Below are 25,398 nucleotides of genomic sequence, written 5' to 3'. Positions count from 1 at the left end.
CCCATGCCGCGCATGCTGGTGGTGATGGCGTCGCTGCTGCTGTGGTCGTTGCTGATGTTCATGACTGGCTGGCGTTGGCGCGGTGATCGCAGCGACCTCGCGATGGCGCGTGCCGATGTGGAGCAACAGGCCGGCGCGGTGCAGTCCGAACGGCGGTTGCGCCGGGATCAGGAAGAACGGAGCGAGGCGATGGCCTCACTGGGGGAACAACATGAACAGGATCGTGAGCGCGCGGCCGAGGTGGATGCCGATGTGGTGGCTGCCCTGCGCGCTGGCACTCTCCGCCTGCGCGACGACCTCGCCGCGTGCCATACCGGCCGTCTGTCCGAAGCCGCCGCCCGCACCGGCGAACGTGATGCGGGCGCCCAGTTACGAGCAGAGGTTGCGGCAGCGCTTGTTCGAATCGGACGCGATGCCGACGACCAGCTCCGTGCCTGCCAGGCCGTGATCGAACTGGATCGCCGTTGAGGGCGCCGGCGCAGTTATGCTGGCCGTCCTCTCGAAAATGGAAGTTCGCATGCGCGTCGTCGCTCTCTCCGCCCTGATCCTGCTGGCCGCCGCAGGGCCGGGCCTCGCAGCTGTTCCCACCGTGCCGGCAGCACCGCCGGCATCGACCGCTGCGGCCGCACCACTGGTTATCGGCGAGACCTTCACCGTGCAGTCGAAGGCACTGGGCGAGACCCGCCGCATCAATGTCTATCGTCCGCAGCCCTGGGGCCTGGATCCGAAGGCGCCGCTGCCGGTGCTGTACATGGCCGATGGCGGCATCGGCGAGGATTTCCTGCATGTGGCAGGGCTGGTGCAGGTGCTGACCGGCAATGGCAGCATGCGTCCGTTCCTGCTGGTCGGCATCGAGAATACCGAGCGCCGCCGCGACATGACCGGCCCCAGCAGCGACCCGCAGGACCAGAAGATCGCGCCACGCATCGGTGGCTCGGCGGCCTACCGCAGCTTCCTGCGCGATGAACTGATGCCGCAGGTACGCCAGCGCTACCCGACCACAGACGAGCGTGCGCTGATCGGTGAGTCGCTGGCTGGCCTGTTCGTGGTCGAGACGCTGCTGCAGGAGCCGACGCTGTTCAACAGCTATATCGCGCTGGACCCCAGCCTGTGGTGGAACCGTGGTGCGATGCTGGCCGGAGCATCCCGGCAGCTGCCGGCGGTGACGCGTGCACAGCCGCACGTGTTCCTGGCCAGCAGCGGGCAACCGGAACTGGCCGCCTCCACGGCACGACTGGCCGCGCTGCTGCAGCAGGCCTCGCCGTCGCCGCTGGTGAAGTACCTGCCGCTGCCGGAGGAAACCCACGCGACCGTCTACCACCCGGCCGCATTGCAGGCGCTGCGCACACTGTTCCCGGCGCCGCCGTCGGCCTCGCCCTGATCAGGAGGATTGGCGTGCCGCGGCATGCCATGTGAGGATGCGGCAGCGGCGCCATCCGGTGCGCCGCCCGCAATGGGAGCGTGTGGATGCAGCGTGTGCGTGGATGGAGTGTAGCGGCCTGCCTGGCCGTGAGTGGCTGTGCGATGTCGGTGGCGCCGCCAGCAACCCAGCCTGGAGCGAAGGAGGTCGCAGCCACGGTCGCCACGGGCGTGGTGCTGCCGGAGACCGAAGCGCTGCGCGTGCATGACCCGGCGGGGCGCGATTACCCGATCTGGGTCGCACTGCCGGCCGACTACGCCGCGCATCCGGAGAAGCACTATCCGGTGCTGTACGTGACCGATGCGCTGTACAGTTTTCCGCTGGTGCGCAGCGTGCGCAACCTGGTGGGGCAGCAGGGCGTCAACATCGAGAATTTCATCCTGGTCGGGCTGCCGCCGCAGGAGGGGCTGACCTCCAAGCAGAGCCGCTCGCGCGACTACACGCCCAGCACCCCGGCGCGTACGGTCGATGGCTACTACAGCGACGACGTCTCCTACGGCGGGGCCGCGCACTACCGCGATTTCCTGGCGGCGCAGGTGCTGCCGATGGTCGATGCGCGCTACCGCACCGATCCCACCCGCCGCATGTTCGCCGGCCACTCCTATGGCGCGCTGTTCGGCGCCTATGTGCTGACCACCCAGCCGGACTTGTTCAGCACCTACATCCTGTCCAGTCCGTCGCTGTGGTTCGACCAGCTACTGCTGCCACGCATGCAGGACGTCGCCGTCATCCCGGCGCAGCCCACGCGCGTTCTGTTGTCGGTGGGCAGCTATGAAACGGACAAGCCCGGGCCGCGCTATTCAACCGGCAACGACATGCTGCGCCAGACCGCCGACTTCACCGCCCAGCTTCAGCGCAGTGGCCGCAAGCTGAAGGTGGACAACGTGGTGATCGACGGTGAGGACCACCTGACCGTCTACCCGCGGGCGATCACCCGTGCGCTGCTGGAAGTGATGCCGGGCGAGGGGCCGTATACCGGCGGTTGATGGCCGGTGGCATCCACGCATGGCATGGATACCGGGGTGTGGTGTGGATGAATGCCTCAGGCGGCCTGTGCATCCGGCCCGGTCAATACGCCCACATCGGCGTGCCGGAAGCACAGCCGGATGGCGTCGAGCAGCTCGCTCATGTTGTAAGGTTTGGGCAGGAAATGGATGCCGTCGCGCAGCTGCGGCAGCACCTGGTGCTGGTCCATGCCCGACGTCACCAGGATCGGCAGCTGGGGATACAGGCTGCGGACCCGGTTGGCGGCTTCAATGCCACTGATCGCACCCAGATTGACGTCGGTGAACAGCAGGTCGAAACGCTCACCGGCCGCCAGCAGGCCCAGCGCCGCTTCGGCAGAGCTCACGCCCACTACGTGGCAGGCCTGGCTTTCCAGCGCCAGTCGGCTCAGCTCGCGGGTTTCCTCGGCGTCCTCGATGAGCAGGACGCGGGGTTCAACGTGGCGCTTGGACAGCAACATGACGCGACAACTCCGGACAGCAACGGTGAAAAGGCGCGCAAGTATGCGCAAGCCGGTAGTGATCCCGACGTGCACGGCAAGCTAAGCGGGCGTTACAGCCCTCTCTGGCGCCTGAACCGCACGTGCCAGGCCAGCACCGCCACCGCGAGCAGGGCGGTGCCGATGCGCAGGCCGGTGGCCTGCCAACCCAATGCGATGGCGTCATCGAGGCTGAACACATTCCAGGCAAGGTTCATCGAAACATGCAGGATCAGGCCGCACCACAGGGTGTCGCCGTCGAGGTGGTCGAGCCAGGCGAAGATGAAGCCGCCCAGCGCGATCATCGCGCCAATGAACAGTGCGATGCCGCCGCCGTCGAACCCGCCGAAGCCGAGCCAGTGCACCATGCCGAACAGCAGTGCCTGCGGCAGCGCGAGCAACGGCCACGGACCGCGCACGATCTTCACCAGCAGCACGAAGCCGAGGCCACGGAACAGCACTTCCTCGGCCAGCGGGAACAGCGCGGCCAGCATCGTGGCATCCAGCGCAGTCAGTGCCGTGTTCGGAGTTCCGAGCAGCGCCAGTCCCAGCCAGCAGGGCAGGCTGGCCAGCAGCACCCACAACGGGCCGCCCCAGCCGTTTCCGCGCAGTCCCAAGCTGGCCATCAGGCCCATGTCACGGGGCCGCAGCAGCGCGGCCAGCAGCAGTGCCACCAGCACCGCCAGCGCGTTGTCCAACAGGCTGCCGCCATAGGGGATGGGCAGTGCGGGAACCGGTGTGCCGATGGCCGCGGCGATATCCCGCAGGTTCAGGCCAAGGCCGACACCCAGCAGCACCAGCAACAGGCGCGCGGTGGTGGGCAGGCGGGACAATACGGGCATGTACGCATTCCCTGCGGAACAAGGGCGCAGTGTGCCGCGCGGTAGGCATGTGGGCACGCGCCGGAAGTCCCTGTGCCATCGGTCACGCGTTGCCGCACAGTCATCGCGGTGCAGGTACAGTCGAAACCAGACCGACAGGAGCAATACCGATGCTGTGCCCCGTGTGCAAGACCCAGACGCTGCAGATGGCCGAACGCCACGGCATCGAGATCGATTACTGCCCAAGTTGCCGCGGCGTGTGGCTGGATCGTGGCGAGCTGGACAAGATCATCGAGCGCGCAGGCGCCGGTGCGGCCGTACCGCCGCCAGCGCCCGTGCAGGCTCAGCCGGCGTCGCCGCCACTGGTGATGCACCGTGATACCCGCCACCTCGGCCAGCGCTACGAGGACAACCGGGGCCAGGGCTACAAGAAAAAGAAGAAGGACAGCTTCCTGTCGGAACTGTTCGATTTCTAGTTTGTAGCGTCGAGCCATGCTCGACTGGATATTGCAGACCCTGGCCAAGCATGGCTCGACGCTACATGGCTGCATGATCATGGCCGCCGCAGGATGAACTCGCGGTCGTGGGTATCACCGACGATGAAGTCGTACTCGCCGACCTTGCTGCAGCCATAGCGCGCGTAGAAGCGCTGCGCGCCGAAGTTTTCTTCCCATACGCCCACCCACAGGGTGCGGCGCTGCGGCTGGTCCAGCCAGGCCATGAACGCGTCCATCAGGCGTGCACCATGGCCGCCGTTCTGGTGTGCGGCCAGGATGTAGAACCGCTTCAGTTCGATGTCGCCCTCGCGTGCATCGGCATGCGGCAGGGTGTTGGCACCGGCGGCCAGGTAGCCGACCACGGCGTCGCCGTCCATCAGCAGCCAGATGGCACTGCGTGGGTCGGACAGTTCAGTGCGCTGCGGTTCGCTGCTGTAGTGCGCCTGCAGGAAATCATGCAGCTCCTGCGCGGGGTACGAGTCGCCCCAGGTTTCGGTGTAGGTGGTGATGGCGATCGCCGACAGGGCGTCGACATCGGCAAGGGTGGCGCGGCGGATCTGCAACGACATGGCGGTGCCTGCACTGGAACGTGGCGCAGTGTAGCCGGCCCCGGCGGCTGCCGGGGCTGGCCATTGCGCACGAGCCGCTGCTCAGAACCACATGCGCACGCCGGCCACCCAGCGTGTGTCGCGCGCGTGGTCACCGGCGTAGTCGGCGGTGTCGCCAAACGTGCGCTCGTGGCTGATGCCGATGTATGGCGCAAAACGGCGGCTGAACTCATAGCGCAGGCGCAGCCCGGCTTCGACCTTGTTCAGTCCGCGACCAATGCCGTACTCCGGTTCATCCCTGGCAGCGACGGTGGCTTCCAGCAGCGGCTGCAGGATCAGGCGGTTGGTCAGCAGCACGTCGTACTCGACCTCGGCCTTGGCCAGCACCTGGCCGCCGGAACCCATATACAGCGTGGCCGAGCTCTCGAACTTGTACGGTGCAAGTCCCTGGATGCCGACCGCTGCCCAGGTGCGCGAGTCGGCCGGCCGGAAATCCTGGCGCACGCCGACCAGCACGTCCCACCACGGCGACACGCTGCGGCCATACAGTGCTTCCAGCGACGATGACTCGGTGCGGCCGCGGCTGCGTTCGCCATCGGTGCGCAGCCACAGGCGGTTGATGTTGCCACCGATCCAGCCGGTGGCCTCCCAGGCCTGGCCGTTGCTGTTCTTGCCGTCCCAATGTTCGAGGCGGTCGATCAGCAGCAGGCTGTTGATCTCCGGCGCATGCTCCATCGCACCGTGCGCGATCGGTGGGAATGCAGCGGCACGATCGGCATCGGACGGCACCGGGATGGGGTCGCGCGGTTCGGTGGGCGCGGGCGTGGCATGGCCCATTGCCCCGTGGTCCATCTGCGAATGGTCCATCGCCGCCGGTTGCATCGCGCCATGGTCCATCTTCGAGTGATCCATGCCGGCATGATCTGTGGCGCCCGAATCCATCTTCGAATGATCCATCTTCGAATGATCGGCCTGTTCGACCGGCGCGTTGGCGGTCTTTGCGGGCGGATCCATCGCGGCCATGTCATGCCCGGCGTGCGACTGCGCGAACACCGGCAATGCGGCGGCCAGGCCCAGGGCCAGCAGGCTGGGGGAAAGCAGTGAGCGGCTCATTCTTCGATCCTCACTTCGCGCATCATGCCCGCTTCCATGTGGTACAGCAGATGGCAGTGGTAGGCCCAGCGGCCGAGCGCATCGGCGCGCACGCGATAGCTGCGGCGGGTGCCGGGCGGCATGTCGATGGTGTGCTTGCGCACCTGGAATTCCTCTTGCGCGTTCTCCAGATCGCTCCACACGCCATGCAGGTGGATCGGGTGCTGCATCATGGTGTCGTTGACCAGCACGATGCGCATGCGCTCGCCGTAGTTCAGCCGCAGCGGTTCGGCGCTGGCGAACGGAATGCCATCGAACGACCAGGAGAATTTCTCCATGTGCCCGGTCAGGTGCAGTTCGATCTCACGGCTGGGCTCGCGGCCATCGGGGTCCTCGAACAGGCTGCGCATCGCGCCATAGGTCAGCACCTGGCGGCCGTTGTCGCGCAGGCCGATGCCGGGGTCGTCCAGCTTCGGTTCGGTGGCCGAGCTCTGCATGTCCACCAGCGGGTTGTTGCGCTCGCTGGCCGGGTGCTTCGGCGCCTTGCTGGCGGTATCGCCACCGGCAGGCGCGCCGTGGCCCATGCTGGCGCCGCAGCCGCCCTCCATGCCCTTCATCGCGGCCATGTCGTGGCCGCCGTGGCCACCACTGCCCATGTCGTGGCCCATGTCGCTCATCGTCAGCAACGGGCGTGGGTCGCGCTCGGGAATCGGCGCCTGCAGGCCATGGCGCACCGCCAGCGTGCCGGCAGCGTAGCCGGTGCGGCCCATGTCCTGGCAGAAGATCGTGTAGGCATCCTGGCCGCTCGGTTCCACCAGCACATCGTAGGTCTCGGCCGGCGCGATGCGGAATTCATCGATGCTGACCGGGTGGATGTACTGGCCATCGGCGGCGACCACGGTCATCTTCAGGCCGGGAATGCGCACATCGAAGTAGGTCATCGAGGCGCCATTGATGAAACGCAGCAGCACCTTCTCGCCGCTGCGGAACAGCCCGGTCCAGTTGCCGGCCGGGGCGGTGCCGTTCATCAGGTAGGTGTAGGTGTGGGCGTTGATGTCGGAGATGTCGGTCGGCGTCATCCGCATCCGCCCCCACATGCCACGGTCGGACAGCGCGGCTGACCAGCCCCCGCGCTTCACGTCACGCAGGAAGTCGGGCAGGGTGCGCTTGTAGTAGTTGTCATGCTCGGCGAGCTTCTTCATGCGCCGGAACAGCGCACCCGGATCCATGTCGGTCCAGTCGGACAGCATGATCACGTGCTCGCGGTCGTGCCGGTACGGCGCCGGTTCGGCCGGATCGATGATCAGCGCGCCGTACAGGCCGGCCTGCTCCTGGAACATCGAGTGGCTGTGGTACCAGTAGGTACCCGACTGCTTCAGCTGGAAGTGGTAGTGGTAGGTCTCGCCGGGGCCGATGCCGTTGAAGCTCAGGCCGGGCACGCCGTCCATGTTGGCCGGCAGCAGGATGCCGTGCCAGTGGATCGAGGTCGGGTGGCGTTCCAGCGTGTTGCGCACGAACAGGTCCACGGTCTGGCCTTCGCGCCAGCGCAGGATCGGCGCCGGCAGCGATCCATTGACGGTGATCGCCGGGCGGGTGCGGCCGGTGAAGTTGGCCAGTGATTCGCCGATGGCCAGTTCGATGCGGGTGTCGCTGAGCACGGCTGGGGCGCCGGCCAGGCGCGGGGTGGCCGTGGCGGCGGCGAGCGCGCGCTGTGGTGCGCCGACGGCGGCGATGCCGGCAACCACGCCGCCGGCGGCCAGGCCCTGCACGAACAGGCGGCGCGACGGCATGGGCACGGCGCCCGGACCGGGGGGAATGCGGGTATTCATGGTGGTGACTCCAGACACGTAAAGACGCCGGCAGGTGGCCGGCTACGGTGCGCAGGGCGCACGGTGCATGTGGAATCAGCCGATGGGAGGGCGTGAGATCGGCGGCAGCGGCGGCGCCGGACGGCCGGTGGCCGGCATCGGCTGCGGGGCCAGCGACAGCGCCGGGCCGGCCATGAACGGCAACGGCTGCACCACCAGCAACGGGTGCTGGGCACAGCTGCGCACGCAGTCCTTGATCTGGCAGTGGGCGTCGTGGGCGGAGGCCTTGGCCTGCGGGGCCGGGTCGGCCTGCATGCCGGCGTGGTGGTGGCAGTCGGCGTCACCGCCAGCTGCGGCGGCCGCGACGGCGTGTGCCATCCGCCCCATTTCTTCATGACCGCTGGCCATGGCCGCGTTCAGCCCGTTGAGCAACAGGCTGAGCATGAGCACGACACGAAGCAGGGTCGAGGCCAGGGACATGGCGCTAATCTAGCCGCAAGCGGGCGCGGATGCACTTCCGGCTGAATGGCCGGTTCAAGGTTGGAGCTGCACCAAGGTGGAGCCGGGGCCGCGCTCGGCTGCTGTTCGCGCAGGGGCAGCCGAGCGTGGGCTCGGCTCTACCGGGGCGCCCGCGCGCCGTTGGGACCATGCCCGGCGGCCGCGCAGCGCGGCAACGCGATACCGTCAGCCCTCTTCGCGCACGATCTCGACCAGGCGCGGGCCGTAACGGCTCAGCTTGGTGCCGCCGATGCCGCCGACCCGTGCCAGTGCATCCAGGCTGGTCGGGCGCTGTTCGGCGATGTTGCGCAGGGTGCTGTCGTGGAAGATCACGAACGCCGGCACGTTCTGTTCGCGGGCCAGTTCGGCACGCAGGCCGCGCAGGGCGTTGAACAGCGCCAGATCCTGCGGCAGTACCGACAGCCCGGTACGCTGCGCACTGCGCTCGCGCCCGCTGGTGCTGCTGGCCGGGTCGCGGCGCATGCTGATCTGGCGGCGGCCGGTCAGTACGTCGCGGCTGGCGTCGGTCAGGCGCAGGCCGCCGTGGCCCTCGCTGTCCACTTCCAGCAGGCTGGCGGCGACCAGTTGGCGGAACACGCTGCGCCAGGTGCGCGCATCCAGATCGCGACCGATCGCATAGGTGCTGAGCTTGTCGTGGCCCTGCTGCTTCACCTTCTCGTTCTCGCTGCCACGCAGGATGTCGATCAGGTGGCCGACGCCGAAGCGCTGGCCGCTGCGGTAGACGCAGCTCAGCGCCTTCTGTGCCGGAATGGTCGCGTCCCACGAGGCCGGCGGTGTCAGGCAGTTGTCGCAGTTGCCGCAGGGCTGGGGGTAGGTCTCGCCGAAACCGGCCAGCAGCACCTGGCGGCGGCACTGCATGGATTCGCAGTAGCCCAGCAGATGGTCGAGCTTGGCCCGCTCCAGCTGCTTGCGCTCTTCGCCGGCCTCGGACTGCTCGATCATCTGCTTGAGCAGCACCACGTCGCCCAGGCCGTAGCACAGCCAGGCCTCGGCGGCCTCGCCATCGCGACCGGCGCGGCCGGTTTCCTGGTAGTAGCCTTCCATCGACTTGGGCAGGTCGGTATGCGCGACAAAGCGCACGTCCGGCTTGTCGATGCCCATGCCGAAGGCGATGGTGGCGCACATCACGATGCCGTCCTCGCGCAGGAAGCGGCGCTGGTTGTTCGCGCGCACGTCCGGCGGCAGGCCGGCGTGGTAGGGCAGGGCGTTGAAGCCCTGGCCGCAGAGGAATTCAGCGGTCTCCTCGACCTTGCGCCGCGACATGCAGTAGACGATGCCGGCCTCGCCACGGTGGCTGCGCAGGAAGTCGGTCAGCTGCTTGCGGGCGTTGTCCTTCTGCACCACGGTGTAGCGGATGTTGGGGCGGTCGAAGGAGCTGACGAAGTGGCGTGCTTCCTGCAGATCCAGGCGCTCGGCGATCTCGCGCTGGGTTGGCGGATCGGCGGTGGCGGTCAGCGCGATCCTCGGGATCTGCGGCCAGCGCTCGTGCAGCACGGTCAGCTGGCGGTATTCCGGGCGGAAGTCGTGGCCCCACTGCGACACGCAGTGTGCTTCGTCGATGGCGAACAGGGCGATCTGGCTGCGCGACAGCAGCGACAGGAAGCGACCGGTCAGCAGCCGCTCGGGAGCGACATAGAGCATGTCCAGCTCACCGGCGAGCAGTTCGCGCTCGACGCGGCCGGCAGTCTCGGCATCCAGGGTGGAATTCAGGTACTCGGCGCGCACGCCGAGCTGGCGCAGGGCTTCGACCTGGTCCTGCATCAGCGCGATCAGCGGCGAGATGACGATGCCGCAACCGTCACGCAGCAGGGCCGGGACCTGGTAGCACAGCGATTTGCCGCCGCCGGTGGGCATCAGCACCAGGGCATCGTGACCGGCAGCCACATGCTCCACGATGTCCTGCTGCGGACCACGGAAATCGTCGTAACCAAAGACGCGTTGGAGCAGGTCGTGCGCGGGACGGGAAGCCATCCGGTTAGTTTACCCCGGAGGGAGGGGTAGGGGTTCGGCAGGGCTGCGCCCTGCACCTGCTGCAAGCCAGTGCAACGTCAAAGGCAACAGCCGGCTCTGGGCTGTCTGCTTATTGGGCGGGGCGGTGTGGGCTTGCAGGACACGCCGTAAACCCGTCCTTGGGGGCTCGATGGCGCCATCCATGGCGCCAACGGTCCTGCAAGCCCACACCGCCCCACCCCCGACAGTTTCCCGGTGACGGGGGGCCAGATCAATCCACGCCATGCGTGGATGAAAACTGTCAGAACTCGACAAACAAAATGGGTCAGATCCGTTTTCCTGGGGAAAACGGATCTGACCCCAATGGCTTTGCCGGCAGATCGCGGAAAACTGCCGAAGGCGGGGTGGGTCCGGTGCCAGGGGTGTCCGCGGCATGGATGCCGCGGCCAAGCCCCCAAGGACGGGTTCACGGCGTCCCCTGCTACCGGACCCACCCCGCCTACCCACAGGAGGCCAGCTTTTGCTCTGGCTCTGGCCTTGGCTTTAAGGCCTCTGCGGGTGCAGGGCGCAGCCCTGCCGGGCCCCCCAACTCTTACTGCAGCAGCGAGCGCAGCATCCAGGCGTACTTCTCGTGGGTCTGCAGCCGCTGGGTCATCAGATCCTCGGTCGGGGCGTCGTCTCCCTTGGCCGCCACCTCCAGCACTTCACGTGCCGTACGGCAGACTGCTTCGTTGGCGACCACCAACTGGCGTACCATTTCACGCCAGTCCGCGCTGTCGGTCAGGCCCGGTTCCTCGGCGATCGAGGTCAGCGCAGCGAATTCCCGGTAGGAGCCCGGGGCATTGAAGCCCAGCGCGCGGATGCGCTCGGCCACGTCGTCCAGTGCCGCCCACTGCTCGGTGTACTGCGTCTCGAACATGGTGTGCAGCGAGTTGAACATCGACCCGGTCACGTTCCAGTGGAAGTTGTGCGTCTTCAGGTAGAGCGTGAACGCATCGGCCTGGAAGCGCGACAGACCGTCGGCGATCTTCTTGCGGTCGCCCTGGGTGATCCCGATATCGATGTTCGGCGCCGACGGTGCCGCCGCTGCAAGCTTCTGCTTGCCGGTCTTGGCCTTGGTCGTGCTCTTGGTCTTCGCCATGGGGTTCCTCCTTGTGGAATCGTTGGCCTTCACAATAAACCGGTCGTGATGACTGGTCGCTATCAAAGTTTTGAACGAACCGATTGATGAACTCTATCGATAAAAATCCATCGTCCCGCCTGCGCCAACAGCGCGCCGCCATCGACGGCGCCATGAGCCGCGACCGGGGCCGTTTGCTGGGGATGCTCTCGCGTTGCCAGGCCAAGCCACAGGATGCGGCGTTGGCCGCTACCTTCGAGCAGGCCTTGCAGGCGTCGGTGCAGCGCCGGCAGGTCCGGGCGCAGCAGCAGCCGTCCATTACTCTGGACCCGCAGCTGCCGATTGCGCGTGAAGCCGACGCCATCATCGGGCTGATCCGCGACCATCAGGTGGTGGTGATCGCTGGTGAAACCGGCTCGGGCAAGACCACCCAGCTGCCGAAACTGTGCCTGGCCGCAGGCCGTGGCCAGGCCGGCATGATCGGCTGCACCCAGCCGCGACGGATTGCCGCACGTGCGGTGGCAAGCCGCGTGGCGCAGGAACTGCAGAGCGAACTGGGCCAGCTGGTCGGCTACCAGGTGCGCTTCAACGACAAGGTCAGCGACGACAGCCGCATCAAGTTCATGACCGACGGCATCCTGCTGGCGGAGATCGCCAGTGACCGCTGGTTGTCGAACTACGACACGATCATCGTCGACGAGGCGCACGAACGCAGCCTCAACATCGATTTCCTGCTGGGCTACCTGAAGCAGCTGCTGCGCAAGCGCCCGGACCTGAAACTGATCGTCACCTCGGCCACCATCGATACCGAACGCTTCGCCCAGCATTTCGACAATGCGCCGGTGATCAGCGTCGAAGGCCGCACCTACCCGGTGGAAGTGCGCTATCGCGCGCTGGAAGGCGAGGGCGAAGACCAGGGCGAACGCACCGTCAACGACGCCATCGTGTCGGCCATCGACGAGATCACCCGCCTGGATGCGCGCGGCGACGTGCTGATCTTCCTGCCGGGCGAACGCGAGATCCGCGATGCGCACCAGTCGCTGGAGCGCCGCAAGTACCGCAACACCGAGGTGCTGCCGCTCTATGCGCGGCTGTCCAACCAGGACCAGGACCGGGTGTTCAATCCCGGGCCGAACCGGCGCATCGTGCTGGCCACCAACGTCGCGGAGACCTCGCTGACGGTGCCGCGCATCCGCTACGTGGTCGATCCGGGCTTTGCCCGCGTCAAGCGCTACAGTCCGCGCAACAAGCTGGACCGCCTGCACATCGAGCCGATCTCGCAGGCCAGCGCCAACCAGCGCAAGGGCCGCTGCGGCCGTATCGCCGAGGGCATCTGTTACCGCCTGTACGCCGAAGCCGATTTCCAGGCGCGGCCGGAGTTCACCGATCCGGAGATCCGCCGCTCCAGCCTGGCCGGGGTGATCCTGCGCATGCTGCAGCTGGGCCTGGGCCGCATCGAGGAGTTTCCGTTCCTGGAAGCGCCGGACGAGCGTGCGGTGGCCGATGGCTGGCAGCAGCTGACCGAACTGGGTGCGATCGACGCCGAGCGGCGCATGACCACCATCGGCAAGCAGATGGCACGCCTGCCGGTGGACGTGAAGCTGGCGCGCATGCTGGTCGCCGCGCAGGCCGCCGGCTGCCTGCGGCCGATGCTGGTGATCGCCTCGTTCCTGGGCATCCAGGACCCGCGCGAACGTCCGCCCGAAGCACGCGGTGCCGCCGACAGCGCGCATGCGCAGTTCGCCGATGGTCGTTCCGAGTTCGTTGGCGTGCTGCGCCTGTGGGATGCCTACCGGCAGGCCCATGAAGACCTGACCCAGTCCAAGCTGCGCGACTGGTGCGGCCGTCATTTCCTCGGCTTCCTGCGCATGCGCGAGTGGCGCGAGCTGCACCGCCAGCTGCGGCTGCTGTGCGAGGAACTGGGCTGGAAGGAAGAGGCCGACGAGGCGTCGATGGCGCCGTTGCTGGCCGGCAGCAGTGCGCCGGCGGCAGCGCGTGATGATGCCGCCGCAGTGAAGGCCACCCGTGGCCAGTTGCACCGCGCTGCACGCCTGGCCCGCGAAGGCAAGGCCGAAGCGGCGCCGACGCCGGTGGCCGTACGTGCACAGAAGGAGCAGGCACCGGCGGGCGGCGGCTTCAGCGAACGCGTGCGCGCGGCTGCCTACCAGACCCTGCACCGGGCGTTGGTGGCGGGCCTGCCGACGCAGATCGGGCACCGCACCGAGAAGGGCGATTTCCAGGCGCCACGCCAGCGCCGTTTCCTGCCGTTCCCCGGTTCGGCGCTGTCCAAGCGCCCGCCGCCGTGGTTGCTGGTGGCCAACCTGCTGGACACGCAGAAGGTCTGGGGCATGACCCTGGCCGCGATCGAGCCGGACTGGGTCATCGCCGAACTGCCGCACCTGCTGCTGCGCAAGCACTTCGACCCGCACTGGTCGCGCGCGCAGGGCCAGGTGCTGGCCTCCGAGCAGATCAGCCTGTTCGGCCTGGTGCTGGCACCGAAGAAGCCGGTGCACTACGGCCGCATCGCACCGGGCGAGGCGCACGACATCTTCGTGCGCCAGGCGCTGGTGACCGGCGAGATCAACACCCGCGCCAGCTTCGTGGCCGACAACCAGAAAGTGCTGGAGGTCGCCCGCGAGGAGGAAGCGAAGCTGCGCCGCGCCGGCATCGTGGCCGACGAGGACTGGCAGGCGCGCTGGTACCTGGACCGGGTGCCGCCGCAGATCCATTCGGCGGCAGGGCTGGATGCCTGGTGGAAGGGGCTGGCGCCGGAACAGCGCAAGACCCTGCACTGGTCACTGGTCGACCTGTTGCCGGGTGAGGGCAGCGAACAGGAGCGCTACCCGAAGTACCTGCCGCTGGGCCAGGCGCGCCTGCCACTGCACTACCGCTTCGAGCCGGGTGCCGATGATGACGGCGTGACCCTGGACGTGCCGCTGCACCTGCTCAACGCGCTGGACCCGGTGCAGCTGGGCTGGCTGGCGCCTGGCTTCGTCGCCGACAAGGCCTCGGCACTCATCCGCAGCCTGCCCAAGGCGATGCGCCGCAACTACGTGCCGGCGCCGGACTTCGGTCGTGCGTTCTTCGAGGCATTCCCGCAGCCCAGCGCCGATGCCATCACTGGCGAACTGGCGCGCTTTTTGTCACGTGCCACCGGCGCGACGGTGACGGCGCTCGATTTCGAACCCGCTTCGATCGAACCGCACCTGCACATGAACCTGCGCCTGCGCGACGAGCACGGCAAGGTGCTGGCGACCTCGCGTGATCTCGATGCGTTGCGCGCGAAATTCGGCGGCCGTGCCGGCGATGCCTTCGCTGCACGCGCGGGGCGCGAGATGGCGGCCGATGGCCTGCGCACGTTCCCGGCCGCGCCGATTCCGCTGCAGGTGCCCGGTGAAGCCGGCGTTCCGGCCTATCCGGCGCTGCTGGACGAGGGCGACAGCGTGGCGCTGCGCATCTTCGCCGATCGCCAGCAGGCGCAGGAGGCCCACCCGCTGGGTGTGCGCCGGCTGCTGGAGATTGCCCTGGCCGAGAAGGTCAAGCAGGCGCGCAAGCAGCTGCCGGTGGGTGCCAAGACCGGCCTGCTGTATGCCGCGATCGAATCGCAGGAACGCCTGCGTGGAGACCTGGTGGATGCGGCGATGAACGCGGTGCTGGCCGAAGGCCTGGAAGACATCCGCGATGCGGCAGCCTTCGAGCAACGCCGCGAGCATGCGGCCAAGGCCCTGTTCGGCGAGGCGATGTCGCGGCTGAAACTGGCCGAGTCCATCCTGGCGCTGGTGGCGGAACTGAAGCCGTTGCTGGAGGCGCCGTTGATGGGCTGGGCGCGTGGCAACCTGGACGACATGGAAGCGCAGCTGGCCGGGCTGATCCACCCCGGCTTCCTGCGCGACACGCCGGCCGACGCGCTGGCGCAGTACCCGCGCTACCTGAAGGCGATGATCCTGCGCACCGAGCGTGCCAAGCGTGATCCGCCGCGTGACCAGGCGCGCATGCTGGAATTGCACCCGTTCCTGGAGGCGCTGGAAGCGGGCGAGCAGCAGGGCCTGCGTGATCGCCCGCAATGGCAGGCGCTGCGTTGGGATCTGGAAGAGCTGCGGGTGTCGTTGTTCGCGCAGGAGCTGGGGGCGCGCACCGGCATTTCGGCGAAGAAGCTGGCGCAGCGGGTGGCTGCACTTCGCCAGGCGTGAACGCGCGCCATGGTCGCCCCATCGGGCGACCATGGCCGCCGGGCATGGATCCGGCACGGCCGGAATGCCCGGGCGTTACTTGGTGCGACGAACCTTCGGTTGCACGTTCACCCCGTCCACCTTCATGTACCAGGCGCCCATCACGCCCGGGCGCATGCTGACGTTCGGCGCTTCCTTGCGGCCACCGGAATAGTGCGTGGCGTCTATCTGCTCCCACTGCTGGCCGTTCTGCAGCACGTAGCGGCGGCCTTGGCCGAAGCCACGGAATTCGCCCTGCAGGGTGCTTTCGATCGGTTCGCTGCTGCCGAAGTCCAGGAAGCCGCGGTTCTTCTTGATCACTTCCTGGCGGCCTTCTTCGCGCGCTGCGGCGACGGCCTGGGTGGTGGCCGCCTCGACCTTGCCCTGCAGCCAGCGGTTGAGCGTGGCCAGTTCAGCGGCGCTGAGCTTGTCCAGGCCGGCGGCCTTGAACTCGGCGGGCGACATCTGCTGCTGCAGGTCGCCCTCCACCACGCGCTGGGCCAGCGCAGGCGCGGACAGGGACAGCAACACGGCGGCACAGGCCAGCAGCCGTGGACGGACGCGCAGGGCAATCGAAGGCATGGCGGGTCTCTCCTGGATGTGTTGGCGAGTGTAGCGGCATGTCTTCATGCCGGGTGATGGTGGCCGCAGTGATTGTCCCTGAACGGCACCGGCGCTAGTGTAGGGGCCTCTGTCTTGCCTGCTCGATGCTGTGAACCGCGCTTCCGTCCCTGGCCTGGATGCCTTGTTGAACCGTCCCTCGGCAGCGGTGCTGCCTGCTCCGCTGCGCCAGGCCCTGCGCGAGCATTGGGAAGCGCCCGATTGCGACCACCAGATGCGTGCCACCTGGTCGGTGCTGGGCGATACCCTCGATGCGCTGGCGATGCTCTCGGCCGACGAAGGCGCGGTGGTGGCAGCATTGCTGTTCGACCTGCCGGGCCTGCGCGCCAGCCTGGACCAGCTGCCGCTGGGCAGCCACCAGGCGGCGGTGATCGGCCTGCTCGACGGCCAGGATGCGGCCGACCCGGTGTGGGCGCTGCACGCCGGCCGTGAGGCCGGACGCAACAGCGAGGGCCTGCGCCGGCTGCTGCTGGCGATCATCCGCGACCTGCGCGTGGTGCCGATCCTGCTGGCGCGCCAGCTGGCGCGGATGCGCGCGGCCGACAAGCTGGACGACGAGCAACGCCGCGCGCTGGCCCAGCTGACCCGCGACATCCACGCGCCCCTGGCCAACCGCCTGGGCATCTGGCAGTTGAAGTGGGAGCTGGAGGACCTGGCGTTCCGCCACCTGGAACCGGAAACCTACCGCCGCATCGCCCGCGAGGTGGACGAAACCCGCATCGCCCGCGAGCGTTACGTCGAGAACGTCAAGAAGGTGCTGTCGCGCGAGCTGGTCGCCCAGGGCATCAAGGCCGAAGTCAGCGGCCGCCCGAAGCACATCTACAGCATCTGGCGGAAGATGCAGAAGAAGCGGCTGGCCTTCGACCAGCTGTATGACATCCGTGCGGTGCGCGTGATGGTCGACGACGTCGCCGCCTGCTACGCCGCGCTGGGCGTGGTGCACGCGCTGTGGGCGCCGGTACCAAGCGAGTTCGATGATTACATCGCACGCCCGAAGGCCAACGACTATCGCTCGCTGCATACCGCCGTGGTCGGCCCGGAAGGGCGCACCATCGAAGTGCAGATCCGTACCCATGAAATGCACTCGCAGGCAGAGCTGGGTGTGGCCGCGCACTGGAAGTACAAGGAAGGCGGCAAGGGCGCGGAGAAGTCCTTCGATCGCAAGATCACCTGGATGCGCCAGCTGCTGGAGCAGGCGCAGGACGGGCAGGGCAATGAACTGGCCGGGGCGCTCGATGCCGAGCTGACCGAGGACCGGGTCTATGCGCTGAGCCCGAAGGACGAGGTGCTGGACCTGCCGCAGGGCGCTACACCGCTCGATTTCGCCTACCAGGTGCACACCATGGTCGGGCATCGCTGCCGCGGCGCCAAGGTCAACGGCCGTATCGTGCCGCTGACCTATCGCCTGCGCAGCGGCGACCGCGTCGAGATCCTGACCGGCAAGGAGGCCGACCCGCGCCGCGACTGGCTGATGCCGGCCAATGGCTTCCTGGCCAGCAACCGCTCGCGCGAGAAGGTGCGCAGCTGGTTCCACAAGCTGGACCGCGCGCGCAACGTGCAGGCCGGTCGCGAGCTGCTCGAGCGCGAGCTGAAGCGGCTGGGCCTGCAGCACTCGGACCTGGCCGTCGCGGCCAAGAAGTTCCATGCCGACAGCGTCGATGACCTGTACATCCAGGTGGCGCTGGGCGATACCGGCCCGAACCAGGTCAGCCGGACGTTGCTGGAGGCGGAACGTGCCGCCAGCCAGCCCGCGCCCGCGCCGACCCTGCCGCGGCCGACCGCGCGCCGCGAGAACCTGGGCAAGTCCAAGTTCACCGTGCAGGGCGTGGGCAACCTGCTGGTGCAGCTGGCACGCTGCTGCCAGCCGGTGGCCGGCGAGCCGATCGTCGGCTACCTGACCCGTAGCCGTGGTGTCACTGTGCATCGTGCAGACTGTGCCGCGCTGGCCCGGCTGGCCGCCGCCAGCCCGCAGCGCATCCTGCCGGTGGAGTGGGGCCAGGCCGGTGGCGGCTACGAAGTGGACGTGGTGGTCGACGCGGTCGACCGCCGCTGGTTGCTGAAGGACATCACCAACCTGATCGCCCAGGAAGACGCTTACGTGCTCGACATCCACAGTGACAACGTGCGCAACAGTGGCCGTGCCCATCTGCGGCTTCGGCTGAAGGTCAGCGACTACGGGCAGTTGTCGACGCTGCTGGGCAAGCTTGATGCGCTGCCGGGCGTGAGCGAGGCGCGTCGCCTCGGCTGAGCTTCACGCTGCCCCGGCTACCCTGCACGCATGGAACGCGAGCCCCCGCATCGCCCGCATGGCGCTGAACATCCTGCGCTGGACCGCGTCCGTCGCGAGGGCCGCTGGTGGTGGCTGCAGGCACGCCATGCGCGCCGGGTCTGGCGCTGGGCGCTGCTTGCGGCGCTGGCCGTGTTCGTGCTGCTGGTCCTGCTGCGCAAGCCGCTGGCCGACTGGTTCTGGGATGAGCCGCAGATCGAACAGCTGCTGGCCGAGGGGGATCGTGCGCTGGCCGCCGGTCGTTTGAGCGATGCCGATGGCAGTGGTGCGCGCGAGCGCTACCAGGCGGTGCTGGCGCTGGACGGTGATCGCCCGCAGGCGCGCCAGGGCCTGGCCAATACCGGCGCGGCAGCGCTGCAACAGGCGCGCGATCGCCTGCACGCCGGTGACCTGGACGGCAGCGCGCAGGCACTGGCACTGGCCCGTGAGCTGCAGGTGCCGCAGGGCGAAGCCGATGCGGTCGCCCGCCAGCTGCAGGCGCGACGCAGTGCCGGAGCCGGTATTGGTGCGTTGTTGGCCCAGGCGCGCAACGCGTTCGCGGCCGGACGCCTGGATGATGGCGACAGCAGTGCGTTGCCCTTGTTCCAGCGCATCCTTGCCCTGCAGCCGGACAACCTGCCGGCGCTGGAAGGTCGCGAAGATGCGCTGAGCGACCTGCTGCTGCAGGCGCGCACGCTGGCAGGGCGCGGAGAGCTGGCCGAGGCGGCCGCGATCCTGCGTCGTGCCCGCCAGTTCGATGCCGGTCATGCCGATCTGCCGGCCAGCGAGGAAGCCCTGGCGCGCGCGGTGGACCAGCGCCTGCGGCAGGCGCAGCGGGCACTGCAACGACAGCAGCTGGACGCCGCAGCCCAGGGTTTCCTGGCAGTGCTTGCGGTGGCGGCCGATGATCCCAATGCCCAGCGGGGGCGTGAGCAGGCGCTGCAGGCGGTGGTCGTGCGCAGCCAGACATCCGCCGACGACTTCCAGTTCGATGCGGCGCAACGCGATGCAGCCCTGGCGGCGGAGCTGGGCGCTTCGCAGGCAATCCGGCAGCAACTGGCACAGCGCCTGCAGCGTGCGCGCCAGGCGCAACAGGCCCTGCAGCAGCCCGCGACCAGTACGGCGCAGCGCGAACGCCAGCTGCGCGACCACCTGCGCAAGATCGAGCGTGCCGAACGTGCAGGGCAGTGGATCAGCCCACCGGGGCACAGCGCGTTCGACGCACTGCGCGAAGCCCAGTCACTGGCCCCCCGCGACACGCGGGTCAAGGCTGCCGCAGCACGCCTGCTGCCCGCCAGTCGCCGCTGCTTCGACGACAATCTGCGGCAGAACCGGGTACAGGCGGCGGGTGCCTGCCTGCAGGCCTGGCAGACGCTGTCACCGACCGCAGCGGGCCTGCCCTCGGCGCGGCTGCGGTTGGCCCAGCGCTGGCTGGCGATCGGCAGCGAACGGCTCGGCAATGGCGACCTGGCCTTTGCCGCGCACGCTTCCGAACAGGCGCGGTTGCTGCAACCGGACCTGGCCGAACTGCCGGCGTTCGAAGACCGCCTGCGTCGCGCCGGTGGACGGGCGGACTAGGCGAAGAACACCCGCTGCACGGTCGCGCGGGCGGCATCTAGTGAGAAATGCTGGGCGACGTTGGCCAGGCCGGCATCGGACAACTGCTGCCACAGCTGTGGATCCTGGTACAGGCGGATCACCGCATCGGCGAAACCGACAGCGTCATCGGCCACCAGCACGTCCTGGCCGGGATGCAGGTGCATGCCTTCCACGGCGCAGGTGGTACCGACCACCGGCTGGCCATGGGCCATGCTCAGGTTGATCTTGCCCTTCACGCCGGCGCCGAACCGCAGCGGCGCAATGGCGATGCGCGCGCCGTCCATGTAGGGCGTGATGTCTTCGACGAACCCGTGCATCTGCACACCGGGCTGGCGTGCGGCCAGTGCCAGCAACGACTCCGGCGCCGCGGCGCCGATGCAGTGCAGGCGCACTTCCGGCAACCGGGCGCGGATGCGGGCAAAGACCTCGCCGATGAACCATTCCATGCCGTCCAGGTTCGGCGGATGACGGAAGCCGCCGACAAACACCAGGTCGCGCCGCTGCTCGAATACGGCGCCGGCACCGGCGACCTCATGCAGGTTGGAGATCAGCTCCACCCGTACCTGCGGCGCATCGGACTGCAGCTGCTCCCGTTCGGCCGCACTGACCAGCACGGTGATGTCGCACTGCTCCATCACGGCCAGTTCGCTGCTGCGGGTACGTTCCGCTGCACGCAGCAGGGTTGCGTCGCCGGCCACTTCGGCACCGCGGCGTTCGCGCAGGTAGTGCAGGTCGACGGTGTCGAACACGGTCCGTGCCTGCGGTGCATAGCGCTTGAGCAGCGGCAGGCATTCGTGGGCGACGTGGTGACGCACCAGCATTGCCACGTCGAAACGCGATCCGTGGCTGCGCAGCCAGCCGGCTACGCTGTCCAGGAAGGGCGCGTACCAGACTTCCACGCCCATCCGTTGCAGCGCTTCGGTGGCCGCACCGGCGTGCTCGCGCCGGGTCGGTACGAACACAACGTGGGCGCCGCCCTGCAGCAGCAGGCGGATCAGATTGACCTGGCGCAGTGACCCGGAATCGCGATCCGGTTGCGGTACTTCCTCGTCCAGGATCAGCACCTGGCGCCGGCCGCGCAGCAGCAGCGCCGGAGACGGCACTTCGCCGACCGCCGGATGACGGCCCAGTTCGGTGGCCCAGCGGGCGGCGAAGATGGCCTGGTTGCGTACCTGGTAGGCCTTCACCCCGCTGCCGGTGTCGGTACCGTTGCTGGTGCCTTCGTCGTGGATCACCCGGCTGGCCGGCTGCACCAGCACGCGCAGGCCGTGTGCACGCACGCGGAAGGCCAGGTCGGTGTCCTCGTAGTAGGCCGGCTTGTAGCGGGTGTCGAAGCCGTCCAGCTGCTGCCAGAGGGCGCGTGGCAGCATCAGCGCCGCGCCCGAGCAGTAGTCGACGTCGCGCAGGCTGGCAAAGCGCGGATCATCGGCGGCCTCGAAGCGGCCGTAGCTCCAGCCACTGCCATCGGCGAAGATCACCCCGCCCGACTCCTGCAGGCGGCCATCCGGGTACAGCAGCTGGCTGCCGACCAGGCCGGCGTCGGGCACGCTGCCGAAGGTGTCCAGCAGGGCGTCGAGCCAGCCCGGCTGCGGCACCGTATCGTTGTTCAGCAGTACCACGTAGCGGCCGCGTGCGCGCGATACACCGTCATTGCAGGCTTCAATGAAGCCGCCGTTGTGCGCACGCACTTCATAGCGCAGCCCGGCCACCTGCGGCATCCACTGCACGGTGGCATCGCTGCTGCCGTCATCCACTACCAGGATCTCGCACGCGGCGGCCGGCGGGTGCGCCGCCAGGGCGCGCAGGCAGGCCACGGTGTGGGCGACGTGGTTGTAGACCGGGATGACGATGCTCACCTCCGGCGACTCGCTGAACGGCACCGTGAAGGGGGCGAAATCCTGCGCTGGCGGCAGGAACAGTGGCGTGCGCGGGGCGGGGACGGCGCGCTGGGCATGCACGCGGATGCGTTGCCAGGTGGCACGCCAGCCACGGGTGCGCAGGCGTGCCAGGCTCCGGCGGGCCAGGCCCGACAGGCGGTTGATCAGGTATCGGATCTCGGCCAGGGACATCGCCATCCGGTTGCAACTCCAGCTTAAGCAGGGGAACCCGGGAGAATTCGCCAGCCGCAGCGGCTGGGGTAGACTCGCCAGACCCTACATTCTCGCATTCCCGTGCCCCGACGCTACGATTCCGACGACATCGACGATTCCGACGACGACCAGCAGGACAACGGTCCGCTGTGGCGGCGCCGGCTGATCACCTGGAGCATGGCTGCGGTCGCGTTGGGATTGGGTTTCCTCATTCCCTATACGCTGTACCTGAACCAACAGGTGACCCAGCGTTTCGGTGAACTGCGCTGGCAGATCCCGACGCGCGTGTACGCGCGCCCGCTGGTGCTCACCCCCGGCAAGGCGATGGATGCGTCTACGCTGAAGACCGAGCTGGCCGCCTCTGCCTACCGCGATGACGGGCAGGGCAAGGAGCCGGCCACCTATGCGGTGAACGGCGGGCGCTTCGTCATCTCCAGCCGCGGCTTCAACGACGTTGACGGCCGGGTGGCCCCGCGCCGGGTGGAGCTGTCGCTGGCCGATGGCGGCGTGGCCTCGCTGCGCGACGCCGACAACCGCAAGGCGCTGAAGGCCGCGCGGCTGGATCCGGCGCGCATCGCCACCCTGTACGGCCAGAAGCAGGAAGAGCGCCGCCTGATCCGCATGGACGAGGCGCCGGACCTGCTGGTGACTGGCCTGCAGGCGGTGGAGGACAAGGACTTCAACCGCCACCACGGCATCGACCTGTCCGGCATCGCGCGCGCGGTGTGGGTGACGATCCGTTCCGGTGGCCAGAGCCGCCAGGGCGCTTCGACGCTGACCCAGCAGCTGGCCCGCAGCGGCCTGCTCGGCATCGGCAAGGAGCAGACGGTCACCCGCAAGTTCAATGAGGTGCTGTACGCACTGATCATGGAAGCGCGTTATGACAAGCGCACCATCTTCGAGGCCTATCTCAACCAGGTGTACCTGGGCCAGCGCGGCAGCCAGGCGATCCATGGCATGTCCTCCGGCGCCGAGTTCTGGTTCGGCCGTGACCTGCAGTCGCTGGAGACCGAGCAGATCGCACTGCTGATCGGCCTGGTCAAGGGGCCGTCCTTCTACGACCCGCGGCGCAACCCGGAGCGCGCGCTGGATCGCCGCAACTTCGTGCTGGGCAAGCTGCACGAGGCCACGCTGATCGACGATGCCGAGTACCAGCGCGCGCTGAAGGCACCGCTGGGCGTGCCCAAGACGCCGGGCCTGGTGGCAGCCAACCGCTTCCCGGCCTACGTTGACCTGGTCCGCCGCCAGCTCGGCCATGACTATCCGGAATCGGCGCTGCAGGGCGCGGGCCTGAGCGTGATGACCGGCATGTCGCCGTCCGCGCAGGCCTATGCCGAAGGCGCGGTGACCCGCACCATCAAGTCGCTGGAAAGCAAGCGCCGCCCCGAGCTGCAGGCCGGCATGGTGCTGACCGACGTGCACAACGGCGACGTGCTGGCGGTGATCGGCAGCCGCGAGGTGTCCGAGGTCGGCTTCAACCGCGCGATCGAGGCGCAGCGTCCGGTCGGTTCGCTGCTCAAGCCGTTCGTCTACCTGCTGGCCCTGGCGCAGCCGGACCGTTACTCGCTGGCCAGCTGGGTGGATGATTCGCCGGTGACGGTGCAGCTCGGCCGCGGCCGCAACTGGAGTCCCGGCAACGCGGACAACCGCAGCCACGGCACGGTGCGCCTGATCGACGCACTGGCGCATTCCTACAACCAGGCCACGGTGCGCGTGGGCATGCAGGTCGGCCCGGAGCGCGTGACCCAGCTGATCCATGTCCTGGCCGGCATCAAGGCTGACGCCAACCCGGCGGTGATCCTCGGCTCGACCGACCAGAGCCCGTACGCGATGGCGCAGCTGTACCAGTTCCTGGCGTCCGGCGGCGAGATCCAGCCGCTGCACGCGGTGCGTGGCGTGCTCGATCCGCAGGGCAAGCTGCTCAAGCGGTACGACAAGACCCCGGCACCGGCGCAGGAAGGCGACTCGATTGCCGCCAACCTGATCAGTGTCGGCCTGCAGCAGGTGGTCGCCAGCGGTACCGCGCAGCGGCTCAATGCCGATGGCCTCGGCCGCCTGCAGCCCGCCGGCAAGACCGGCACCACCAACGATGGCCGTGACAGCTGGTATGCCGGCTACACCGGTGATCACCTGGCAGTGATCTGGATCGGCAACGACCAGAACGCGCAGGCCGGCCTGTATGGCGCCACCGGCGCGATGCGGGTCTGGTCGGGCATCTTCCAGCGCCTGCCGAGCGCGCCGCTGCGGGTCAGCAACAAGGGCCTGGACTGGCAGTCGGTGGCTCCCACCGGCCTCAACAGCACCGATGAAGGCTGCCCCGGCGCGCGTCGTTTCCCGTTCGTGGTGGGCTATGCGCCTGCCTATGCGCCGTGCGCGCCGGCCGCGTCGCCGGAGGGGCAGGGCGAGGCCGACGGCGAGGGCGGTGGCTGGCGCAGCTGGTTCGGCCTGGACCGCAAGCCGGAAGCGCCTGCCGAACCTGCCGCGGCACCTGCCGCCGCCACTCCTCCCCCGAGCCGATGATGCCGATGAACATGCGATCCCTGCTGCAGCCCCTGGCCCTGACCGGCCTCAGCCTGGCCCTGGCCGCCTGCGTGAGCAGCGCACCACCGGTGGTCAAGCCGGTCGATACCACCACGCCGGCGCAGCGCCTGGCTGCGGTGGATGCTGCAGCGGGTCCGGACGACAAGGAATTGTCGGTACAGCCGCTGCGTGATTCGCAGGTGGAAGATCTGCGGGTAACCGCACTGGCACAACGCCAGGCGAACGACCTGGCCGGCGCGGCCAGCAGCCTGGACCACGCGCTGGAGATCGTGGCGGGTGACCCGGCAGTGCTGCAGGAACGTGCCGAACTGGCGCTGCTGCAGGGCCAGTGGGCGCAGGCGGAGACGTTCGCGCGCAAGGCGGTGGATCTGGGCTCGAAGACCGGGCCGCTGTGCCGCCGGCATTGGGCGACGATCGAGCAGTCGCGCCTGGCGCGGGGCGAGAAGGAGAATGCGGTGTCGGCGCATGCGCAGATTGAGGGCTGCACGGTGCCGGGGATCAAGCGGTACTGAATTTCCAGCCAACGGCACAGCCCCTCGTGGCTGGCTGCTTGGCCGAGTAAAGCAAAAGCCGCGCTTGGCCGGGCGGGGTGGGTTCGCGGGGGACGCCGTGAACCCGTCCCTGGGGGCTTGGCCGCGGCATCCATGCCGCGGACACCCCCGCGAACCCACCCCGCCCGGCCTCTGACAGTTCCGTGTGCGTCCAGCCACGGAAAAGAAAAAGAAAATCAAAAGCGGGTCGCGCGCTGCGCGCACTCGTTGTGGGGTCGGATCCGTTTTCCGCAGGAAAACGGATCCGACCCCTTCTTGTTTCCG

19 protein-coding genes are annotated in these 25,398 nt (G+C 68.4%); 9 read left to right on the top strand and 10 right to left on the bottom strand.

Annotated features, from left to right (window positions below):
- Nucleotides 1-3 precede the first annotated feature (3 nt).
- The 3 genes from VG566_RS11020 to VG566_RS11010 all read left to right on the top strand — a co-directional run bounded on the left by VG566_RS11020 (nucleotide 4) and on the right by VG566_RS11010 (nucleotide 2,406).
- Complete coding sequence (locus tag VG566_RS11020; protein ID WP_014648116.1) at nucleotides 4-468, top strand: lysis system i-spanin subunit Rz; 465 nt, start codon at nucleotides 4-6, stop codon at nucleotides 466-468.
- A gap of 49 nt (nucleotides 469-517) precedes the next feature.
- On the top strand, nucleotides 518-1,381 hold the full coding sequence (locus VG566_RS11015) for an alpha/beta hydrolase-fold protein (protein ID WP_164233001.1): 864 nt from the start codon (nucleotides 518-520) through the stop codon (nucleotides 1,379-1,381).
- Between the two features lie 86 nt (nucleotides 1,382-1,467).
- Nucleotides 1,468-2,406, top strand: a complete 939-nt coding sequence (locus VG566_RS11010; RefSeq protein ID WP_032958963.1) for an alpha/beta hydrolase — start codon at nucleotides 1,468-1,470, stop codon at nucleotides 2,404-2,406.
- A 56-nt stretch (nucleotides 2,407-2,462) separates the two neighbouring features.
- Here the strand turns inward: VG566_RS11010 and VG566_RS11005 are convergent, their stop codons facing one another.
- Complete coding sequence (locus VG566_RS11005; protein ID WP_014648113.1) at nucleotides 2,463-2,885, bottom strand: response regulator; 423 nt, start codon at nucleotides 2,883-2,885, stop codon at nucleotides 2,463-2,465.
- Nucleotides 2,886-2,977: 92 nt separating this feature from the next.
- Entirely contained in the window at nucleotides 2,978-3,745 is a 768-nt protein-coding gene (locus VG566_RS11000) for a type II CAAX prenyl endopeptidase Rce1 family protein (RefSeq protein ID WP_241884283.1), read from the bottom strand.
- Nucleotides 3,746-3,894: 149 nt separating this feature from the next.
- Between VG566_RS11000 and VG566_RS10995 the strand changes: the two genes are divergently transcribed.
- Nucleotides 3,895-4,200 carry a zf-TFIIB domain-containing protein gene (locus tag VG566_RS10995; RefSeq protein WP_241884284.1) on the top strand — a complete coding sequence of 102 codons (306 nt, stop codon included), beginning with the start codon at nucleotides 3,895-3,897 and terminating at the stop codon, nucleotides 4,198-4,200.
- A gap of 77 nt (nucleotides 4,201-4,277) precedes the next feature.
- Here VG566_RS10995 and VG566_RS10990 read toward each other — a convergent pair whose 3' ends face one another.
- The 6 genes from VG566_RS10990 to VG566_RS10965 form a co-directional block, all read right to left on the bottom strand.
- Nucleotides 4,278-4,790, bottom strand: a complete 513-nt coding sequence (locus VG566_RS10990) for a GNAT family N-acetyltransferase (RefSeq protein WP_032958968.1) — start codon at nucleotides 4,788-4,790, stop codon at nucleotides 4,278-4,280.
- 81 nt (nucleotides 4,791-4,871) lie between these two features.
- On the bottom strand, nucleotides 4,872-5,882 hold the full coding sequence (locus tag VG566_RS10985) for a copper resistance protein B (RefSeq protein WP_075075730.1): 1,011 nt from the start codon (nucleotides 5,880-5,882) through the stop codon (nucleotides 4,872-4,874).
- Nucleotides 5,879-7,690 (bottom strand): copper resistance system multicopper oxidase, encoded by a 1,812-nt coding sequence (locus VG566_RS10980; protein ID WP_075075731.1) that lies wholly within the window; start codon nucleotides 7,688-7,690, stop codon nucleotides 5,879-5,881. Before VG566_RS10980 ends, VG566_RS10985 begins: the two co-directional genes overlap by 4 nt.
- Before the next feature lie 75 nt (nucleotides 7,691-7,765).
- A complete protein-coding gene (locus tag VG566_RS10975) occupies nucleotides 7,766-8,149 on the bottom strand; it encodes a CopL family metal-binding regulatory protein (RefSeq protein WP_049406146.1) in 384 nt (127 codons plus the stop codon).
- Between the two features lie 204 nt (nucleotides 8,150-8,353).
- Entirely contained in the window at nucleotides 8,354-10,159 is a 1,806-nt protein-coding gene (gene recQ / locus VG566_RS10970; RefSeq protein ID WP_032958973.1) for a DNA helicase RecQ, read from the bottom strand.
- 571 nt (nucleotides 10,160-10,730) lie between these two features.
- A complete protein-coding gene (locus tag VG566_RS10965) occupies nucleotides 10,731-11,279 on the bottom strand; it encodes a Dps family protein (RefSeq protein WP_005410730.1) in 549 nt (182 codons plus the stop codon).
- Nucleotides 11,280-11,365: 86 nt separating this feature from the next.
- Here VG566_RS10965 and hrpA point away from each other — a divergent pair, with 86 nt between their 5' ends.
- Nucleotides 11,366-15,448: an ATP-dependent RNA helicase HrpA gene (gene hrpA, locus VG566_RS10960; protein WP_241884285.1), complete on the top strand. Its 4,083-nt coding sequence runs from the start codon at nucleotides 11,366-11,368 to the stop codon at nucleotides 15,446-15,448.
- A 75-nt stretch (nucleotides 15,449-15,523) separates the two neighbouring features.
- On the opposite strand, the gene VG566_RS10955 is transcribed toward hrpA, so the two are convergent.
- Nucleotides 15,524-16,048, bottom strand: a complete 525-nt coding sequence (locus VG566_RS10955; protein WP_197561946.1) for a hypothetical protein — start codon at nucleotides 16,046-16,048, stop codon at nucleotides 15,524-15,526.
- 130 nt (nucleotides 16,049-16,178) lie between these two features.
- Between VG566_RS10955 and VG566_RS10950 the strand changes: the two genes are divergently transcribed.
- Together VG566_RS10950 and VG566_RS10945 are read left to right on the top strand one after the other, a co-directional pair.
- Entirely contained in the window at nucleotides 16,179-18,335 is a 2,157-nt protein-coding gene (locus VG566_RS10950; protein ID WP_032958977.1) for a RelA/SpoT family protein, read from the top strand.
- Between the two features lie 30 nt (nucleotides 18,336-18,365).
- Nucleotides 18,366-19,931: a hypothetical protein gene (locus VG566_RS10945; protein WP_164111284.1), complete on the top strand. Its 1,566-nt coding sequence runs from the start codon at nucleotides 18,366-18,368 to the stop codon at nucleotides 19,929-19,931.
- Here the strand turns inward: VG566_RS10945 and VG566_RS10940 are convergent.
- Complete coding sequence (locus VG566_RS10940; protein WP_414614211.1) at nucleotides 19,928-22,027, bottom strand: glycosyltransferase; 2,100 nt, start codon at nucleotides 22,025-22,027, stop codon at nucleotides 19,928-19,930. The two genes, VG566_RS10945 and VG566_RS10940, sit on opposite strands and share 4 nt — an antisense overlap.
- Nucleotides 22,028-22,123: 96 nt before the next feature.
- Between VG566_RS10940 and mrcB the strand changes: the two genes are divergently transcribed.
- Together mrcB and VG566_RS10930 are read left to right on the top strand one after the other, a co-directional pair.
- Nucleotides 22,124-24,562 carry a penicillin-binding protein 1B gene (mrcB, locus tag VG566_RS10935; RefSeq protein ID WP_032958979.1) on the top strand — a complete coding sequence of 813 codons (2,439 nt, stop codon included), beginning with the start codon at nucleotides 22,124-22,126 and terminating at the stop codon, nucleotides 24,560-24,562.
- Nucleotides 24,559-25,095, top strand: a complete 537-nt coding sequence (locus tag VG566_RS10930; RefSeq protein ID WP_014648099.1) for a hypothetical protein — start codon at nucleotides 24,559-24,561, stop codon at nucleotides 25,093-25,095. The genes mrcB and VG566_RS10930 overlap by 4 nt, the downstream gene beginning before the upstream one ends.
- Nucleotides 25,096-25,398: the final 303 nt, after the last annotated feature.

This window comes from Stenotrophomonas sp. CASM114, assembly GCF_049384325.1.
Taxonomy (GTDB): Bacteria; Pseudomonadota; Gammaproteobacteria; order Xanthomonadales; family Xanthomonadaceae; genus Stenotrophomonas; species Stenotrophomonas muris.
The sequence above is the reverse complement of the archived record's forward strand: the minus strand, read 5'-3'. Positions and strand labels throughout refer to the sequence as shown.

Bases quoted from the DNA above. Each gene is read 5' to 3' on its own strand.
- VG566_RS11005 (WP_014648113.1), bottom strand. From the start codon at position 2,885: ATGTTGCTGTCCAAGCGCCACGTTGAACCCCGCGTCCTGCTCATCGAG.
- VG566_RS11000 (WP_241884283.1), bottom strand. From the start codon at position 3,745: ATGCCCGTATTGTCCCGCCTGCCCACCACCGCGCGCCTGTTGCTGGTG.
- VG566_RS10955 (WP_197561946.1), bottom strand. From the start codon at position 16,048: ATGCCTTCGATTGCCCTGCGCGTCCGTCCACGGCTGCTGGCCTGTGCC.
- VG566_RS10990 (WP_032958968.1), bottom strand. From the start codon at position 4,790: ATGTCGTTGCAGATCCGCCGCGCCACCCTTGCCGATGTCGACGCCCTG.
- VG566_RS11010 (WP_032958963.1), top strand. From the start codon at position 1,468: ATGCAGCGTGTGCGTGGATGGAGTGTAGCGGCCTGCCTGGCCGTGAGT.
- VG566_RS10975 (WP_049406146.1), bottom strand. From the start codon at position 8,149: ATGTCCCTGGCCTCGACCCTGCTTCGTGTCGTGCTCATGCTCAGCCTG.
- VG566_RS10985 (WP_075075730.1), bottom strand. From the start codon at position 5,882: ATGAGCCGCTCACTGCTTTCCCCCAGCCTGCTGGCCCTGGGCCTGGCC.
- VG566_RS10965 (WP_005410730.1), bottom strand. From the start codon at position 11,279: ATGGCGAAGACCAAGAGCACGACCAAGGCCAAGACCGGCAAGCAGAAG.
- recQ (WP_032958973.1), bottom strand. From the start codon at position 10,159: ATGGCTTCCCGTCCCGCGCACGACCTGCTCCAACGCGTCTTTGGTTAC.
- VG566_RS11020 (WP_014648116.1), top strand. From the start codon at position 4: ATGCCGCGCATGCTGGTGGTGATGGCGTCGCTGCTGCTGTGGTCGTTG.
- VG566_RS11015 (WP_164233001.1), top strand. From the start codon at position 518: ATGCGCGTCGTCGCTCTCTCCGCCCTGATCCTGCTGGCCGCCGCAGGG.
- VG566_RS10980 (WP_075075731.1), bottom strand. From the start codon at position 7,690: ATGAATACCCGCATTCCCCCCGGTCCGGGCGCCGTGCCCATGCCGTCG.
- VG566_RS10940 (WP_414614211.1), bottom strand. From the start codon at position 22,027: ATGGCGATGTCCCTGGCCGAGATCCGATACCTGATCAACCGCCTGTCG.
- VG566_RS10945 (WP_164111284.1), top strand. From the start codon at position 18,366: ATGGAACGCGAGCCCCCGCATCGCCCGCATGGCGCTGAACATCCTGCG.
- VG566_RS10995 (WP_241884284.1), top strand. From the start codon at position 3,895: ATGCTGTGCCCCGTGTGCAAGACCCAGACGCTGCAGATGGCCGAACGC.
- hrpA (WP_241884285.1), top strand. From the start codon at position 11,366: ATGAACTCTATCGATAAAAATCCATCGTCCCGCCTGCGCCAACAGCGC.
- VG566_RS10930 (WP_014648099.1), top strand. From the start codon at position 24,559: ATGATGCCGATGAACATGCGATCCCTGCTGCAGCCCCTGGCCCTGACC.